This is a genomic window from Burkholderia latens (genome assembly GCF_902499045.1).
In the GTDB taxonomy this organism is placed as follows: Bacteria; Pseudomonadota; Gammaproteobacteria; order Burkholderiales; family Burkholderiaceae; genus Burkholderia; species Burkholderia latens.
Genome location: NZ_CABVPL010000012.1, coordinates 121,733 through 136,513 on the forward strand (window position 1 = coordinate 121,733; position 14,781 = coordinate 136,513).

At 66.4% G+C, this 14,781-nt stretch carries 16 protein-coding genes and 1 pseudogene; 9 read left to right on the forward strand and 8 right to left on the reverse strand.

Annotation, left to right across the window (positions count from 1 at the left end; translation table 11 throughout):
- The first annotated feature begins 25 nt into the window (after positions 1-25).
- The gene (locus BSE24067_RS11710) at positions 26-1,414 is read left to right on the forward strand and encodes an LLM class flavin-dependent oxidoreductase (RefSeq protein ID WP_151066289.1); all 1,389 of its coding nucleotides are present in this window, start codon (positions 26-28) and stop codon (positions 1,412-1,414) included.
- Positions 1,415-1,416: 2 nt separating this feature from the next.
- Here BSE24067_RS11710 and BSE24067_RS11715 read toward each other — a convergent pair whose 3' ends face one another.
- The 5 genes from BSE24067_RS11715 to BSE24067_RS11735 form a co-directional block, all read right to left on the reverse strand.
- A complete protein-coding gene (locus BSE24067_RS11715; RefSeq protein WP_151066288.1) occupies positions 1,417-2,616 on the reverse strand; it encodes an LLM class flavin-dependent oxidoreductase in 1,200 nt (399 codons plus the stop codon).
- A 97-nt stretch (positions 2,617-2,713) separates the two neighbouring features.
- The gene (locus tag BSE24067_RS11720; protein WP_151066287.1) at positions 2,714-3,262 is read right to left on the reverse strand and encodes a c-type cytochrome; all 549 of its coding nucleotides are present in this window, start codon (positions 3,260-3,262) and stop codon (positions 2,714-2,716) included.
- Entirely contained in the window at positions 3,255-4,514 is a 1,260-nt protein-coding gene (gene soxC / locus BSE24067_RS11725) for a sulfite dehydrogenase (protein ID WP_170297520.1), read from the reverse strand. Before soxC ends, BSE24067_RS11720 begins: the two co-directional genes overlap by 8 nt.
- Before the next feature lie 132 nt (positions 4,515-4,646).
- The gene (locus tag BSE24067_RS11730) at positions 4,647-5,831 is read right to left on the reverse strand and encodes a porin (protein ID WP_151066285.1); all 1,185 of its coding nucleotides are present in this window, start codon (positions 5,829-5,831) and stop codon (positions 4,647-4,649) included.
- Positions 5,828-6,262: a hypothetical protein gene (locus BSE24067_RS11735; RefSeq protein WP_151066284.1), complete on the reverse strand. Its 435-nt coding sequence runs from the start codon at positions 6,260-6,262 to the stop codon at positions 5,828-5,830. The genes BSE24067_RS11730 and BSE24067_RS11735 overlap by 4 nt, the downstream gene beginning before the upstream one ends.
- 53 nt (positions 6,263-6,315) lie before the next feature.
- Between BSE24067_RS11735 and BSE24067_RS11740 the strand changes: the two genes are divergently transcribed.
- Both BSE24067_RS11740 and BSE24067_RS11745 read left to right on the forward strand, forming a co-directional pair.
- Positions 6,316-6,660 carry a DUF3088 domain-containing protein gene (locus BSE24067_RS11740; protein WP_151066283.1) on the forward strand — a complete coding sequence of 115 codons (345 nt, stop codon included), beginning with the start codon at positions 6,316-6,318 and terminating at the stop codon, positions 6,658-6,660.
- Positions 6,661-6,727: 67 nt separating this feature from the next.
- Entirely contained in the window at positions 6,728-7,732 is a 1,005-nt protein-coding gene (locus tag BSE24067_RS11745; protein WP_151066282.1) for an ABC transporter substrate-binding protein, read from the forward strand.
- A 27-nt stretch (positions 7,733-7,759) separates the two neighbouring features.
- On the opposite strand, the gene BSE24067_RS11750 is transcribed toward BSE24067_RS11745, so the two are convergent.
- Positions 7,760-8,359 carry a TetR/AcrR family transcriptional regulator gene (locus BSE24067_RS11750; protein ID WP_151066281.1) on the reverse strand — a complete coding sequence of 200 codons (600 nt, stop codon included), beginning with the start codon at positions 8,357-8,359 and terminating at the stop codon, positions 7,760-7,762.
- A gap of 163 nt (positions 8,360-8,522) precedes the next feature.
- Between BSE24067_RS11750 and BSE24067_RS11755 the strand changes: the two genes are divergently transcribed.
- The 4 genes and pseudogenes from BSE24067_RS11755 to BSE24067_RS32490 all read left to right on the forward strand — a co-directional run.
- Complete coding sequence (locus BSE24067_RS11755) at positions 8,523-8,702, forward strand: hypothetical protein (protein ID WP_151066280.1); 180 nt, start codon at positions 8,523-8,525, stop codon at positions 8,700-8,702.
- A 135-nt stretch (positions 8,703-8,837) separates the two neighbouring features.
- Positions 8,838-9,425, forward strand: a complete 588-nt coding sequence (locus BSE24067_RS11760) for a tetratricopeptide repeat protein (RefSeq protein WP_151066279.1) — start codon at positions 8,838-8,840, stop codon at positions 9,423-9,425.
- Positions 9,426-9,547: 122 nt separating this feature from the next.
- Complete coding sequence (locus BSE24067_RS11765) at positions 9,548-10,375, forward strand: hypothetical protein (protein WP_151066278.1); 828 nt, start codon at positions 9,548-9,550, stop codon at positions 10,373-10,375.
- 128 nt (positions 10,376-10,503) lie between these two features.
- Positions 10,504-10,620, forward strand: a pseudogene (locus BSE24067_RS32490) (AMP-binding enzyme); the annotation flags it as partial.
- A gap of 40 nt (positions 10,621-10,660) precedes the next feature.
- On the opposite strand, the gene BSE24067_RS32495 reads toward BSE24067_RS32490, so the two are convergent.
- Together BSE24067_RS32495 and BSE24067_RS11775 are read right to left on the reverse strand one after the other, a co-directional pair.
- Positions 10,661-11,197, reverse strand: a complete 537-nt coding sequence (locus BSE24067_RS32495; RefSeq protein ID WP_244130572.1) for a GMC family oxidoreductase — start codon at positions 11,195-11,197, stop codon at positions 10,661-10,663.
- Positions 11,121-12,071: a gluconate 2-dehydrogenase subunit 3 family protein gene (locus BSE24067_RS11775; protein ID WP_244130570.1), complete on the reverse strand. Its 951-nt coding sequence runs from the start codon at positions 12,069-12,071 to the stop codon at positions 11,121-11,123. Before BSE24067_RS11775 ends, BSE24067_RS32495 begins: the two co-directional genes overlap by 77 nt.
- 333 nt (positions 12,072-12,404) lie before the next feature.
- Between BSE24067_RS11775 and BSE24067_RS11780 the strand changes: the two genes are divergently transcribed.
- Complete coding sequence (locus tag BSE24067_RS11780) at positions 12,405-13,493, forward strand: enoyl-CoA hydratase/isomerase family protein (RefSeq protein ID WP_244130571.1); 1,089 nt, start codon at positions 12,405-12,407, stop codon at positions 13,491-13,493.
- A gap of 314 nt (positions 13,494-13,807) precedes the next feature.
- Positions 13,808-14,530, forward strand: coding sequence for a type 1 glutamine amidotransferase domain-containing protein (locus BSE24067_RS11785; RefSeq protein ID WP_151066276.1), 723 nt, complete (start codon positions 13,808-13,810; stop codon positions 14,528-14,530).
- Positions 14,531-14,781 lie beyond the last annotated feature (251 nt).

The following is a 14,781-nucleotide window of genomic DNA, read 5'->3' on the forward strand; positions in this document are numbered from 1 at the left end:
CAGCCCACTTTATGGAAACCTCACGATGACGACCCGCACCGGCCATCTGCACCTCGGCGCGTTCCTGTATCCGACCGGCCATCACATCGCCGCCTGGCGCCACCCGGATTCGCAGGCGGATGCGGGCGTCGATTTCCGTCACTACGTGAGGCTCGCGCAGGCGGCCGAGGCCGCGAAGTTCGATCTCGTGTTTCTTGCCGACGGCGTCGGCACGCGCGGCGACGACGTCGAATTCCTCAGCCGCACCGCGCACAGCTACGTCGCGCAGTTCGAGCCGCTGACGCTGCTGTCGGCGCTCGCGGCCGTCACCGAACGGATCGGCCTCGTCGGCACCGCATCGACGAGCTTCAACGAGCCGTTCCATATCGCGCGCAAGTTCGCGTCGCTCGACCACATCAGCGGCGGCCGTGCGGGCTGGAACCTCGTCACGTCGTCGAGCGCGTACGAAGCGCGCAACTTCAATCGCGATGCGCATTTCGAGCATGGCGAACGCTATGCGCGCGCGGAGGAATTCGCCGACGTCGTGCGCGGACTGTGGGACAGCTGGGACGACGACGCATTCGTGCGCGATCGCGCGAGCGGCCGTTTCTTCGATCCCTGCAAGCGCCACGTGCTCGATCATCGCGGCCGCTTCTTCCAGGTGCGCGGGCCGCTGAACGTCGCACGCGCGCCGCAGGGGCATCCGGTCGTCGTGCAGGCCGGCTCGTCGCCGGCCGGCACGCGGCTGGCCGCGCGCACGGCCGAGGTGATCTTCACCGCGCAGCAGACGCTCGACGATGCGATCGCGTTCTACGCGGACGTGAAAGCGCAGCTCGCCGCGTTCGGGCGCGCGCCCGACTCGCTGAAGATCATGCCCGGCGTCTTTCCGATGGTCGGCCGCACCGAAAGCGAAGCGAAGGAAAAGTTCGACGCGCTGCAGGCGCTGATCGACCCGAAGGTCGGGCTCGCGCTCGTGTCGGGGCTGACCGGCGGCGTCGATCTGTCCGGCTATCCGCTCGACGGCCCGATCCCGCCGCTGCCGGAAACCAATGCGAGCAAGAGCCGGCAGACGCTGACGCTCGAGCTGGCGCGCCGCGAGAACCTGACGATACGCGAACTCTATCTGCGGATCGCGGGCGCGCGCGGTCACTGGCAACTCGTCGGCACACCGGAGCAAATCGTCGATGCGCTCGAGGAGCGCTTCGTGCAGTACGGCGCGGACGGTTACAACGTGATGGCGCCGACGTTGCCAGGCGGCCTCGACGATTTCATCGAACTCGTGCTGCCGGAACTGCGCCGGCGCGGGCTGTTTCGCCGCGACTACGCGGGCCGCACGCTGCGCGATCATCTCGGGTTGCGGCGGCCCGCGCGGCGCGCGTTCGCCGCTTCGTCGACCGCGGCCACGTCGGCAGCTTCGACGTCCGCCGCCGCCTGAACTCAGCGCCGCAGGCCGGCGTCGCGCAGCAGCGGCAGCACGCGCGCGCCGAAGAAGTCGAGATCCGGTTTGAAGTCGTAGAAGCTCAACTGAATGCCGTCGATGCCGGCCCGATGCAGCCGCACGATGTAATCGGCGACTTCCTCGGGCGAGCCGGTGATCGAGATGTTGCCGCCGATCGCGCGCGCGGCTGCCTGCGACCGCTGCTCGAAGCCGCCACGCCACGCATGGGCGTCGCTGTCGAAGCGGTGGAAGCTGCCTTCGTCGGCGTGCGCGACGATCGCATCGCGGTACGCGCGCGCTTCGGCCGCCGTTTCGCGGCAGATCACGAGCGGATTGAGCAGCGTGCGGATCGTCCGGCCGCGCGCGGCCGCCGCCGCCTTCCCGCGGGCCGTATGCGCGGGCAGCGCGTCCAGCGCGCGATCGGCGTCCGGGCCGGCGGGGCTCGTGACGAACACGATGTCCGAATAGCGGGCCGCGAAATCGATGCCCGCATCGGAGCCCGTCGCGTTGATCAACAGCGGGCGGCCGTATTGCGGTTTCGGCGTGACGAATGCGCCGGAGAGCCGCCAGCTCGACAGCGCGGGCGCGTAGCTGAAGTTGTCCGGTTGCGCCCACAGCTGGCTGACCGCATCGACGAATTCGGCGGCCATCTCGTAGCGCCGGTCGTGCTCGATCCGGTTCCAGCCGAACATCTCGTGTTCGATCGCGCGGTGGCCGGTCACGACGTTGATGCCCCAGCGGCCGCGCGAGATGTGGTCGAGCGTCGCCGTGAACTTCGCGAAATGCAGCGGATGCCACGGCCCGTACAGCACGTGGCTCGTCGCGACGAGGATGATCCGCTCGGTGCGCGCGGTGAGCGCGGCCAGCGTCATGAACGAGTCGAGCGCGTGGCCGTCGAACACGCCGCCATAGCCGCCTTTCGGCAGCCATTGCGACAGCGCGAACACGAGATCGAAGCCCAGCGCTTCGGCGCGCGCGACCAGATCGGCGTTGTAGTCGAACGTCCAGTCGGTCGAGCGCGGCAGCGTCGACGCGCTCCAGCCGCCGGCCTGGATCGGCAGGAACAGCCCGAGCATCAGCGGCTGCGCGAGCACCCGCGACGCGGGGCTGTCGGGGAAATCGGCAGGTGAGCGAACGTCGACGAACGGCGTCGGCGTGAACGCGGTGGCGGCGGAAGTGTCGGTCAAGATGGGCTCCATGCGACGCGCGCCGGCGTCGAGCGAAGGAATCGGGCGTACCGTGCCGGCAGCCGGCACGCGCCGGTTTCCGGCATGCCGGCAAGTACGTCGTCTCGCGTCACAGCCGCCTCGGCCGCGGGTCGGGCACGAAGCCGTCGCGATTCGGCATCCGGATGCGCGGCAGCGTGCGCGCGTCGAGCGTCGCGTCGTCGGGCACGATCCCGTTCAGGTGCAGCACGTATGCAGTGACCGCATAGACGTCGTCCGCGCTCAGCGATTGCGGCGCGTTGTACGGCATCGCGCGGCGGATGTAATCGAACAGCGTCGTCGCATACGGCCAGTAGCTGCCGACCGTTTTCTTCGGCTTGGCGCCGGCGAGCGAACCGCTGCCGCCGACGAGCGGATCGCCGACGCCGCCCTGGCCGCCGGCGCCGTGACACATCGCGCATTTTTCCGCGAACACGTGCGCGCCGCGCGCGACCGTGCCGGCGCCGCGCGGCAGGCCGTTGCCGTCGGGTGCGACGTCGATGTCCCAGGCGGCGATTGCCGCGCGGTCGATCGGCTGACCGAGACCGAAGCCGGCGCCGAAAGCGGGCAACGCGATCGCACCGATCGCGGCCGGCACGACGGCGTACGACACGAGCAGACGGGCAAACGGCCTACGCATTGCGCACCTCGCCGTCCGCGCCGACGCGCCAGTTCTGGATGCCGTTGTAGTGGTATTGCGAATTGACGCCGCGTGCGGCGACGAGCGCGTCGCGGGTTGGCTGCACGTAGCCCGTTTCGTCGGTTGCGCGGCTTTGCAGGTCGGCCGGCTCGCCGTTCCAGACCCAGTCGGCCTCGAAGCGCGTCAGCGCGCGATCGCGCACGTCGCCGGCGAGCCGCGCGGCGCGCCACGTGCGGCCGCCGTCGGTCGACACGTCGACCGCGCGAATCCGGCCGCGCCCCGACCACGCATAGCCGCTGATCGGGTAGTAGCCACGCGCCCCGAGCCGGTGGCCGGCGGACGGCCGCGTGATCACCGATTTCGCGTCCATCTCGAACACGAACTGGCGCGCGCATCCGTTCGGCAGCAGGCTCGTGTATTTCGACGTTTCCTCGCGGGTCATCTCCGGCGCGCGCACCAGCTTCAGCCGCCGCAGCCATTTGATGTTCGTGTTGCCTTCGAAGCCCGGCACGATCAGCCGCACCGGATAACCGTTCTCGGCGCGCAGCCGCTCGCCGTTCTGCGCATAGACGACGAGCGCGCGCTCGAGAATGCGGTCGAGCGGCAGGCTGCGCGTCATCGCGGCGCCGTCCGCGCCTTCCGCGAGCAGCCATTGCGCGGCCGGGTCGATGCCGGTTTCGTCGAGCAGCGTCGACAGCCGCACGCCGGTCCATTCGCAGCACGACAGCAGCCCGTGCGTGAACTGGACGGGCAGCCCGCTCGGGCCGTTCCATTCGCTGCCGGTGTTGCCCGAGCATTCGAGGAAATGGATTCGCGATTCGGACGGAAAGCGCAGCAGGTCGTCGAGCGTGAAGACGCGCGGCTCGCGCACGAGCCCGTGCACGACCACGCGATGACGCTGCGCGTCGATGTCGGGCACGCCCGCGTGATGGCGTTCGTACACGAGGCCGTTCGGCGTGATGTCGCCGAACAGGTCGGCGAGCGGCGTCATCGACGAGCCGGAGCCGGGCAGCGCCGGCGAGCGTGCGCTGCGGCGGATCACGTCGCGTTCGTGCTCGCCCGGCAGGCCATACGGCGGCGACAGCAACGGTGCGCCGGGCGTGCGCGTCCACGGCGGTACGTCGAGCGGCGCGAGCGTCTGGCTCGCGAGTGCGCCGCTGGTTGGCAGCAGCGCCGCGGCCCAGCCGCCGGCGAGCTGGCGCAGTGCCGTGCGGCGGCCGGTGCGGGGTGGACGGGAAGAGGTGTCGGTCATCGGCGAAGCCATGCCGCGCGCGGCGCGGCAGCATCCGGAAAAACGGTTATTGTCGGCAACCGGGCGCGGCGCGACAAACAACGATTCCCGCTTTGCTTATCGCGCCGCGCGCGTGTCACGTTGCGTGCACGTTCAGAACTTCACGCGCAGCCCGCTGACGACCGCGACCTGACGGTTCGTCGACGACGCGCTGCCGATGTTCGAGATCGCCGCGATCTTGCGATAGCCGCCCGACGTCGCGGTGCTCGCATCGCCCGCCGCGAGCTGATAGATGCCGGACAGGTAGATGTCGGTGCGCTTCGACAGCGCGTAGTCGAACCCGAGCGTGAACTGGTGCCAACGCGGCTTCAGCGTCTGGCCGCCGGTGCCCGGCAAGCCGCTCGCGCGTCCGTCGGTGAACGTGTAGACGCCGATCAGCGTCGCCGCCGGCGTGATCTGGTAGCGCCCGTTTACGTCGTAGTTATTGAACTTGCGCGACGAGCCGTCGACATAGTCGAGCTGCGTATGGCTCCAGGCGAAGCCGAGCGTCGCGCGGCCGAGCGCGTAGTTCGCGCCCGCGACGCCGATCTGCTGCTTGCGCACGCCGCCGTTCAGCCCGTAGAAGAACGCGCCGCTGTAGTCGTTGCCGGTCGTCGTGGTCGCGCCGCCCACCGCGCCGCTCGTGTTCGACGTCGCGTTCGGATGATTCAGCCGCACGTAGCCCGCCCCCGCCGAGAACGGGCCGTTCACGTAGTTCGCCGACACGCCCCACGCGTTGTTGTTCGAGAAGCCGGTGCCTGCGCCGCCGTTCGCCTGGTTGCTGAATGCATAGAGCACGTCGGCCGTGAAGCCGGCGACCGTCGCGCTGCGGAACTTCACCGCGTTGTTGATCCGGAAACTCTGGTTCAGGTTGTCGTTGTCGCCGACGTGGGTGGCCGGCGACCAGAAGCCGGATCCCGAGTACGGCGCGACGAGGTCGGTGATCGGGTCGTACTGGCGGCCGAACGTCAGCGTGCCGACGCCGGTCTGGTTCAGGCCGACGTACGCGGAGCGGCCGAACAGACGACCGCCCTGACCGAGCCCGCCGTCGCTCGGCCGAAACCCGCCTTCGAGCGTGAACACCGCCTGCAGGCCGCCGCCGAGATCCTCGCTGCCTTTCAGGCCCCAGCGGCTGCCGCTCAGCTTGCCGCTCGTCTGCTGGATGTTGCTCGCGCCGCCCTGATTGTTCGTATAGGCGAGGCCGGCGTCGACGACGCCGTACAGCGTAACGGAACTCTGCGCATGCGCGCCGACGGAACCGATCGAAACCAAACCCAGGACTACCGATTTCTTGATCATGAATATCCTCTGTTTTTTATGGGTACGTCTGCGAGGATCACGATGCTATTGACTTCGGCGTGGTCGGCGAACACTCGTTCCGTTCTTTGCAATTCGCTGCGCGACCGGATTGCAATGCGTGTCGATGCCTGCCCGCCGCACGCGCCGCGATCGCGTCCGGCTTGCTCGCTGTGGCGAACGCATTGGTATCGATCGCAAACGCCGGGCGATCGCAACGTGCGATCGTGTCCATATCGATCGATGAAATCGTTCGATGCCGCGCCGAAGTTCGTTTTACTGACGATGTTTTTATGCAACGTGGCGTTGCGAGGCGGGCAGCCGATGCGGTATGCGCGCCGGCATATCGATTCCGCAAAACGTTGGTAGGGCCGCACGATGCGCGGCGGTAAAGTCGGGCATCCGGCCGCGTGCCGGCCTGCGCCGCGCGTCATGCATGCAATGTGCATGCGTCCCGGCGGAACCGTGAACAAGGGAGTCGTGTGAAATGAGTCGCGATGTGCTGTTTCTGCTTGAAGCGGGCTTTGCCGATCCGAAGTATCCGGGCCGGCACTTCGTCTGCCCGCATGGGCTGGCGATCGAAGGGCTGCTCGCGAGCGCGCCCGATCGGGCCGATCGTGTCGACGTGCGCCGCGTCGGTTTCGAACGGCCGCGGCACGCGGTGATCGATGCGCTCGACGACGCGCATCAGGGCCTGCCGGTACTCGTGCTCGGCAGCGCGCAACCGGCACCGGACGACGCGCAAACCCTCGGCGCGGTGCGCTTCGTCACCGACCCGCGCCGGATTCTCGACCTGCTGGCCGAGCGCCACGGCTTCCCGGCGGTCCATTGACGCATGCCGGCCGTCGCGCGCGGCGGCTTCCTCTTTTTCCTTTCCCTCGATTCGACAGGAGCATTCGATGGCGTCAACTTCGGCGGCACGCCGCCGCCTGCTGGCCGCCGGCGCGGCGCTCGCGGCGTCGCCCCTGGTCGCGCGCGTTGCCCTTGCCGCGCCGGCCGTCAACGCGGATCTGGCCGGCACGACCCTGCGTGTCGCCACCTACAAGGGCGGCTGGCGTGCGTTGCTACAGGCGGCCGGGCTGAGCGACACGCCGTACCGGATCGAGTGGCGCGAGCTCAACAACGGCGTGCTGCACATCGAGGCGCTGAACGCGGATGCGCTCGATATCGGCTCGGGCAGCGAGATTCCAGCGGTGTTCGCCGCGCGCCAGAAGGCCAGCGTACGGTTCATCTCGCGTACGCGCGAAGACCTGAACAACCAGGTCACGCTCGCGCGCAAGGACACGCCGATCCGCAGCATCGCCGATCTGAAGGGCAAACGCGTCGGGTACGTGCGTGCGACGACGTCGCACTATTTCCTGTACCGGCAACTCGCGGAGGCCGGCCTCGGTTTCGACGACATCCATCCGATCAACCTGTCGCCGACCGACGGGCTGTCTGCGTACGATCGCGGCGATCTCGACGCGTGGGCCATCTACGGCTACAACGGCCAGCTCGCGCGCAACCGGTATGGCGCGCGTGTGCTGAAGACGGGCAAAGGCTATTTGTCCGGCAATTTTCCGGTCTATGCGAATCCGCGCACGCTCGACGATCCGCGCCGGCGCGCGGCGACCGGGGATTTGCTGCTGCGGTTCCAGCGCGCTTACGCGTGGGCGAACGGGCATTTCGATGCATATGCACGCGCGCAGAATGGCGAGACGCGCGTGCCGGTTGCCGATCTCGCGGCGATGTTCGCGCAGCGCAGCGACGACTACGCGCTGCTGTCCGTTACGCCCGACGTGGTCGCACAGCATCAGCAGGTCGCGGACGTATTCGCGCGGATCGGCGTGCTGGACGGGCCGGCGAACGTCGCACCGTTCTGGGATACGTCGTTCAATGCGCTGGTGGGGGCGGCGTCGGCGTGAGGACGCCGGCACGCGCGGGGAAGGGCGTCAAGCGCGCTGTGCCGACGCGTCGACGTTCGCTGCAGGTCGCATCGCTTGATCAAGGAGTGCTTTCGCGGCTTGCCATGCGTGCCCCGCAGACGCGGAATCGTTGAATGCCCTCGCGTCGACCGTCGCCCCGTCCAGCAGCATCATGTAGACGGCCGCCAGCCGTTTTGCCGTTTCGGGTGACACCAGCGCCTCGAGCAATTCGGCGATCCATTCGACCATCTTGCGGCGATAGCCGATCGCGACGTCGGAGATCGGCGCATAAGCGGTGCCGAATTCGGCCAACGCGCGCTCGAACAGACATCCGGCGAATTCCGGCGTATTGAACCAGGCTTCATACCAGTCGAAAATCGTCTTCACACGCTGGACCGGATCATCCACGTGCTCGAGCTGCGCGGCGATACTGCCGACGATCAGGTCGTAACGCTGAACCAGCACTTCGCGGATGAGTTGCTCCTTGCTGGCGAAATGCCGATACAGCGTCATTCGGGCCACGCCGGAATCGTCGATGATCCAGTCGACGCCGACCGGATGGAAGCCATACCTGGAGAACAGTTCGGTCGCCTTGTCGACCACCTGCTGGCGCTTGCTGGCTCTCACGAAGGGCTCCTCCTCGACGCTTTCAAACGAATAGACCGATTATTCTAGCATCGGCCACGCGCCCGCTTCCGGCCTCTGCGGACTGCCTGCCAAGGCCCGCGGCACGCACAAAGATATTCACCAGCCCGTTTCACAAGTTGTCTTGACTATTAGATAGACCGATATGTATCATTTGAACCAGAAAAATGAGATAGGTCGTCGTCCCAATGCGACGGCTTTTGATCGTCCTGCAGTGCTGCGCCGGTACGGCGGCATAGTGGCGGCAACCGGCAACCGGTTGCGCGCCATGCCGTTGCGTCCGTCCGGCTCGCTTGCAAGGCGGGAAGCTGAAAAGAGAACCTGAGAGAGGCCTGGCCACGCGAACGCGGACAATTTTTGTCCGGCGCCGTTGCGCGTAAGCTCGGCATGCGCTCCCGGGTGGAATGGCGCGACGCAGTACGGCGCAAACAGACACAAAGAAAACGTGGGGAAAGCAAAAATGGTTCGCCGTTTACTCGCGTCGGGGCTGCTATTGCTGTTGGCCGCGTGTGCGCAGGATCCGTCCATCACGAGCAGGACCGTGCGGATTTGCGATGACACGGGGTGTTCCGATCGGCCTAAAGATCAGGTCTCCTATCAAAATAAGGTCGATTCGGACGACCGCGACGATCCGCGCATCGTCGCGCTGAAGCAGGCCGCGAAGACGCAGCCGAAGGCCGCGTACGACCTCGGCCTGCGCTACTTCCGCGGCGACGGTGTGCGCCAGGACAGCTACCAGGCACTGAAGTGGATGCGCGATGCCGCCGAGCGCGGCGATCTGAACGCGCAGAAGGCCGTTGGCAGTTTCTACCTGTTCGGCCTCGAGGAGATGGGCTCCGATCCGCGCGAAGCGGACAAGTGGCTGTCGATCGCGGCAGGCCGCGGCGACAAGGAGTCGAAAAAGCTGCTGGAGCTCGCTCGCAACGCGAAGAAAGAAGACGAAGACGACTGGAAATGGCGCACGCAATGGCGTGACGTCTATTACGGCTACTGGTATTCGGGCTATCCGTACTACGGCGTCTGGCATCAGACGTACTGGTACTACTGACCGAGCCTGAAGGAACGGGGGGAGCCGCGGGGGGAGAACACCAACGCGCGCCACGCCGGGGGGCTTATCGAAGTTCGCACGAACACATAAGCCGAACAACGACTCTATCGATCGACAACGACATGAAGACCATTCTTTCCCAACGTCTTACTCGAGGTGCGCTGGCTGCAGCGCTTTGCGCGTCGCTGGCCGGCTGCGGCGGCATGGTGTCGCCTGGCGGCCAGAACGCCGGCGTGACCGGTGCCGCCGCGGGCGGCGCGAGCGCCGGCGCCGATTCGCAACTGCAGCGCTGCGCGTCGCCGCTCGGCACGATCGCCGTCGACGACGGCCGCAACGCCGACTGGTGGGGTCCGTTCGGCAGCGCGACCAAGGTGACGAGCATCGATCCGCTGCTGCGCCTGGCCGTGCAGCAGTCGAACTGCTTCGTGATCACGTCGATCGGCAACCAGAAGAGCGACGCGCGCCTGTCGCGGATCACGCAGCTGCAGCGCAACTCCGGTGAATATCGCACGGGTTCGAAGCAGCAGAAGGGGCAGCGCGTGGCGGCCGACTACTACATGGAGCCGCAGATCGTGATCAACGATTCGCCGATCGGCGGCATCGGCAGCATGATCGGCGGGCTGATCGGCAACAGCGCGGTGGCGGCGGTGGCCGGGCACTTGCAGACGAAGGCGTCGGTGGTGACGCTGACGCTGTTCGACGTGCGCTCGGCCGTGCAGATCGCGGCGGCCGAAGGCAGCTCGACGGCGACGAACTACGGCGCGGCGCTGGGCGGTCTCGGCGGTGGCGTGGGCGGCGGGCTGGCCGGCTTCTCGACGACGCCGGAAGGCAAGGCGACGGTCGTCGCGTTCATCGACGCGTGGAACAAGATGGTCGTCGCATTGCGCAGCTACAAGGCGCAGGACGTCAAGGGCGGGCTCGGACGCGGCGGGCAGTTGCAGGTCAACTGATCGTCGAGCGTGGCGCGCGCTTGCGGGCTCATCGCGATAGCGCGCGCGTTGATTCGTTCCTCTAGGATGCGTGCGCGGAAGATGATGTAAATCCACGCTACAAGGTCCGGCCGCGCGACGTCGAGGACATGCTGTATTCGCGTCCGGCGGTACGCGAGGCCGCGGTCGTCGGCGCGGCAGACAGTTACCGCGGAGAAACGGCCAAGGCCGTCGTCAGCCTGACGCTGCATGCCGACGTATCGCCTGACGCGCTGATCGCTTGCTGCAACGAGCGGATGGCGGCGTTCAAGCCGGATAGTTGTCGGCGAGCGGCGGACACGGATAGTCGCGCCGACGCACGGCTTCGAACGGATTGCCGCCGGCGACGAGCTTGCCGTTCAAATTGCCCGCCTTGCCCGACGTGCCCATCACGGCCTCGATACGCTCGAAGAACGGTTCGAGTTCGTCCGCTGTATAAGGCCAGTCCTGGATCGTCATGTCATCGGGTAGAAACGCGGCGCCATAGCGCTGCAGATAGTGCGAGCGGATCTTGAGGTCGGCCGCGTTGGCGCGCCACGTCGTGCCGTTCCAGTGCACGCCCCAGCCGCCGACTCCGGTACCCAGCAGGAACGCGCCGAGCTGCCGGTAGGGCAGCGCGTCTTCGTTCGGCGCATGCCGGATCGTGACCGTCTCGCGCGCGAGGTTCTGCATCAGCTTGCAGCGCTGAATGTAGACGAGCTCGTCTGCGATGGCGGGGCACGCGAACTCAGGGCTCGTGTCCCGATTCTCGCCGCGCTCGAGGCCGACCACGGTCAAGCCGGCCTCGGCCAGGTCCATACCCATGATCGACCCGGTCCAACCCATCCCGACGACGACGGCGTCCGCTTCCGGTTTCGTGACGTGCGGCATACGCGTGTCGACCCGATTGACCGTCGATGCTGACGGGGCCGTACGGGTAGCGCTTGCCGGTGCCGACCCAGTCGAGGAAGTCCGCGCGCGCGCCCGGGAAGCCGATCATCTTCCAGCTGCCCATCGCGTTGTTGCCGCCGTGTATCGGGTCCGATAGATAGCCTTCGCGCGTGTTCTCCAGCAGGAACGCGAAGAAATCCGTCGACGAGATTTCGTCGAACGCGATAGCGCCGGACTCCAGTCGTGCGAGTACGTCGGTCTGTTCCGCGACCGCGAGTTCGGCAAAGCGCTTGCCGGCGAAGTCGCGCATGCATCGCGCATTCGTGGCACGGATGCCGGCGCGGTACAGCTCGCGCGGCGTGAGCCTCGACTGATAGCCGAACAGCGGCGACGCGGCCCGAAACGGGCCCTGCATATACCAGTGGGTGGCGTAGCCGTATCCGCTTTCCAGTTGTCTGTCGATGAAGACGGGCACGTTCAGGTCCAGCGCGCCCGGCCCCTCGTCGTCGTGCGGAATCAGGCGGTCCACCGCCGCGAGCACGAACTGCCATTCTTCGGGCGAGAAGAACACCGGACGATAGGTGTCGAGCCGGACGCCGTCGGCAGCATGTTGCGCTGCCGACGCTATCGGCGATGCGTCGCCGCCCGTATCGCACGCCCCGACCGCGACCGCGCGGGAACGATGGCGACGCGTTTCAGGAATACGCGCCGGCCGGACTCCGGCGCCAGCCGATCGGCGCGTGATTGCGTTTTGCTCATAGCGGGTGTCTGACCATTGCGTGGTGTCGTCCCCGTGCGCGGCCGCCACAGTTGCTCGACATGCAGCGACAGTGGGCGGTACGCTTTTCGACGGGCATGCGCCGGGCGGCTGCTCGGGAATGGCGAGGCGCGTCGGACCATGCGTCGAAGGGTATGTGCGATAAACGGTACCCATCGCCCGGCGCGATGGAAGCCCTTGTTCGGGGAGGGCGCCCGGGACCGGCTGTCGCCGGACGGCCCGCGCCAGCTTGCTCCGGCACCCCCCACTTAGGGAGGATCCTTGCAAGGGCACCGACGACGAGAGGATCATGGCGTTGGCAACGCTTGCATTTTCGACCCGGCGAATGCCGCTCAACGATGCCGGATTGCCGGCACATTCACCGTGATCTCCAGCGCCGGCGGAATCCGCTGCGCCAGTGGATTGAATCGCCGCTACCCGACTCAGCCGCGAATTCGAGGTCCGGCGCGGCTCTGCGGAAGCGAGACGAAACCAACCCAGGAGTTTGCCATGTCGACTTTCTCACGACGTTTATTCGTCCAGTCACTCGGTGCCGCCACACTCGCGCCCGGCGTGCTGCCCGCATCCGCAGCCGGCGGTACCGCGCCCGACAAGTCCGCTCCGTCGCAGCAGGGCGGCGGCGATACCGGCTACAAGCATATCCAGGTCGCGCGCGACGGCGGCGTCGCGACCGTCACGCTGAACTACCCGCCGCTGAACCTGCTCGATGAGACGCTCTCCGCGGAATTCGACGCGGTGACACGCGAACTGGAGCAGGACGCGAGCGTGCGCGTGATCGTGCTGCAAAGCGCGGTACCGAAATTCTTCATCGCGCACTCCGGTCTGCACCGTGTCGGCTCTGCGCCGAAAACGACGTCGAATACGCGCACGTTCCGTCTGACGCAGATGCTCGGCGAGCGTCTGCGCAACATGCCGAAGGCCGTGATCGCAAAGGTCGAAGGGATTGCGCGCGGTGGCGGCTGCGAGATCGCGCTGGCCGCGGACATGTGTTTCGCGGCGATCGGCAAGGCGGTGTTCGGTCAGCCGGAAGTCATCTGCGGACTCGTTCCGGGCGGCGGCAACACGCAGCGGCTGCCGCGGCGGATGGGGCGCGCGCGGGCGCTCGAGGTGCTGCTGACCGGCGAAGACTTCTCCGCGGAACTGGCCGACCACTACGGCTATATCAACCGTGCGTTGCCGGCGGATCAACTGGGTCCGTTCGTCGACAAGCTCGCGCGCCGTATCGCGACCTTCCCGCCCACGACGATCGCACACCTGAAAAAATCCGTGGACATGGGTTCCGACGTTTCGTTCTCCGAAGGCTTGCTGGTGGAAGCGCACGAGGCCGATCTTTGCGTCGCCAACGAAACGATTCAGGCGCGCGTGAGAGCGCTCCTCGCTGCGGGGGCCGAAACGTACGAGGGCGAGCTTCGTTTTCCGGACCTTGCGGCAAAACTGCCTCCGGCCGAGTGAACGGCGTTCTCCGATATCGCCCGTCACGGATCGGCGAGATGGAGCGTTGCGCGTCGGGCGCGACGCCGCTGTATCGACCGCGAGATGCGCGACGGAAGCGAAGGGGATTGAAAGACTTCGTTCAGCAGCGGCACGCTGCGGTCCGCGCGCGCTTTACGGGGTGCATGCCAGGCACGATCACTGCTCGTTTGCTCCGTGCGTGAGCGATCTCGATCGCGGAAGCTCGTCGATGCGAGGTGCGACCACGGCAAGCGCCTTGCACGACGTGTGGCGTTCGGATCGATCGAGTGTCATTCCATTCACGGAGCAACGATATGATCGCAACGAACAAGATCCTCATCATCGTCACCAATGCCGACGTGTTTGAAAAGGTCGGCTTCAGAACGGGGCTGTGGCTCGGCGAACTGGTCGAGTTCTGGGAGGTCGCTGAAGAAGCCGGTTACGGGATGGACATCGCCAGTCCCGCGGGCGGCAAAGTGCCGATCGATCCGGAAAGCCTGCTCATTACGGAAATCGGCGAGGCCGTCGGACTGAAAGGCGGGCTTTCGAAGCACTACGAGGACAAAGCGTTCATGAGCCTGCTGGAGGACACGTTGAAAGTGTCGGATATCGACGCCGGCGCGTACGACGCGATCTATATGACCGGGGGGCATGGCGTGATGTTCGATTTCCCGACGAGCGTCGCATTGGCTGAGCTGGTCGCCAGGTTCTACGAATCGGGGAAAATCGTGTCGGCGGTATGCCACGGCCCTTGCGGTTTGCTCGAAGCGCGGTTGAGCAGCGGTGAATACCTGCTCGATGGAAAGAACGTCACGGGCTACTCGTGGAAAGAAGAAATCCTGGCGAAACGCGACCATGCGGTCTCGTTCAGTCTCGAAGAAGAGTTGCAGAAGCGGGGCGCTCGATATACGAAAGCAACGGTGCCGTTCGGCTCTCATGTGGTGGAGGACGGGCTTTTGATTACCGGACAAAATCCACGCAGCGCGAAGGATGTCGGCAGGGTCGCGGTGACGAGGCTTCGGGCGGCGGTGCGATGATGGGGGAACGTGCCGCCAAGCGTTGGCGATCGGGTCATCACGGCGGCCCCAGCCCGCGCGCCACGCGTTGATCACGCGCGGCCGCGGCGCGTCGATATCGAGCGGCTGAATCAATCAGCAGTAGCTTTTTGTTGGGTCATTATTTGACATAATAGAATCTAGCGAACTTTTAGGTGTAAGAGCAAAGTTGTAATGTCGCATCTGAGCAAAGTTGAAATGTCGTAGTTCGAGGGTTTCGGCGCATGCTGGCG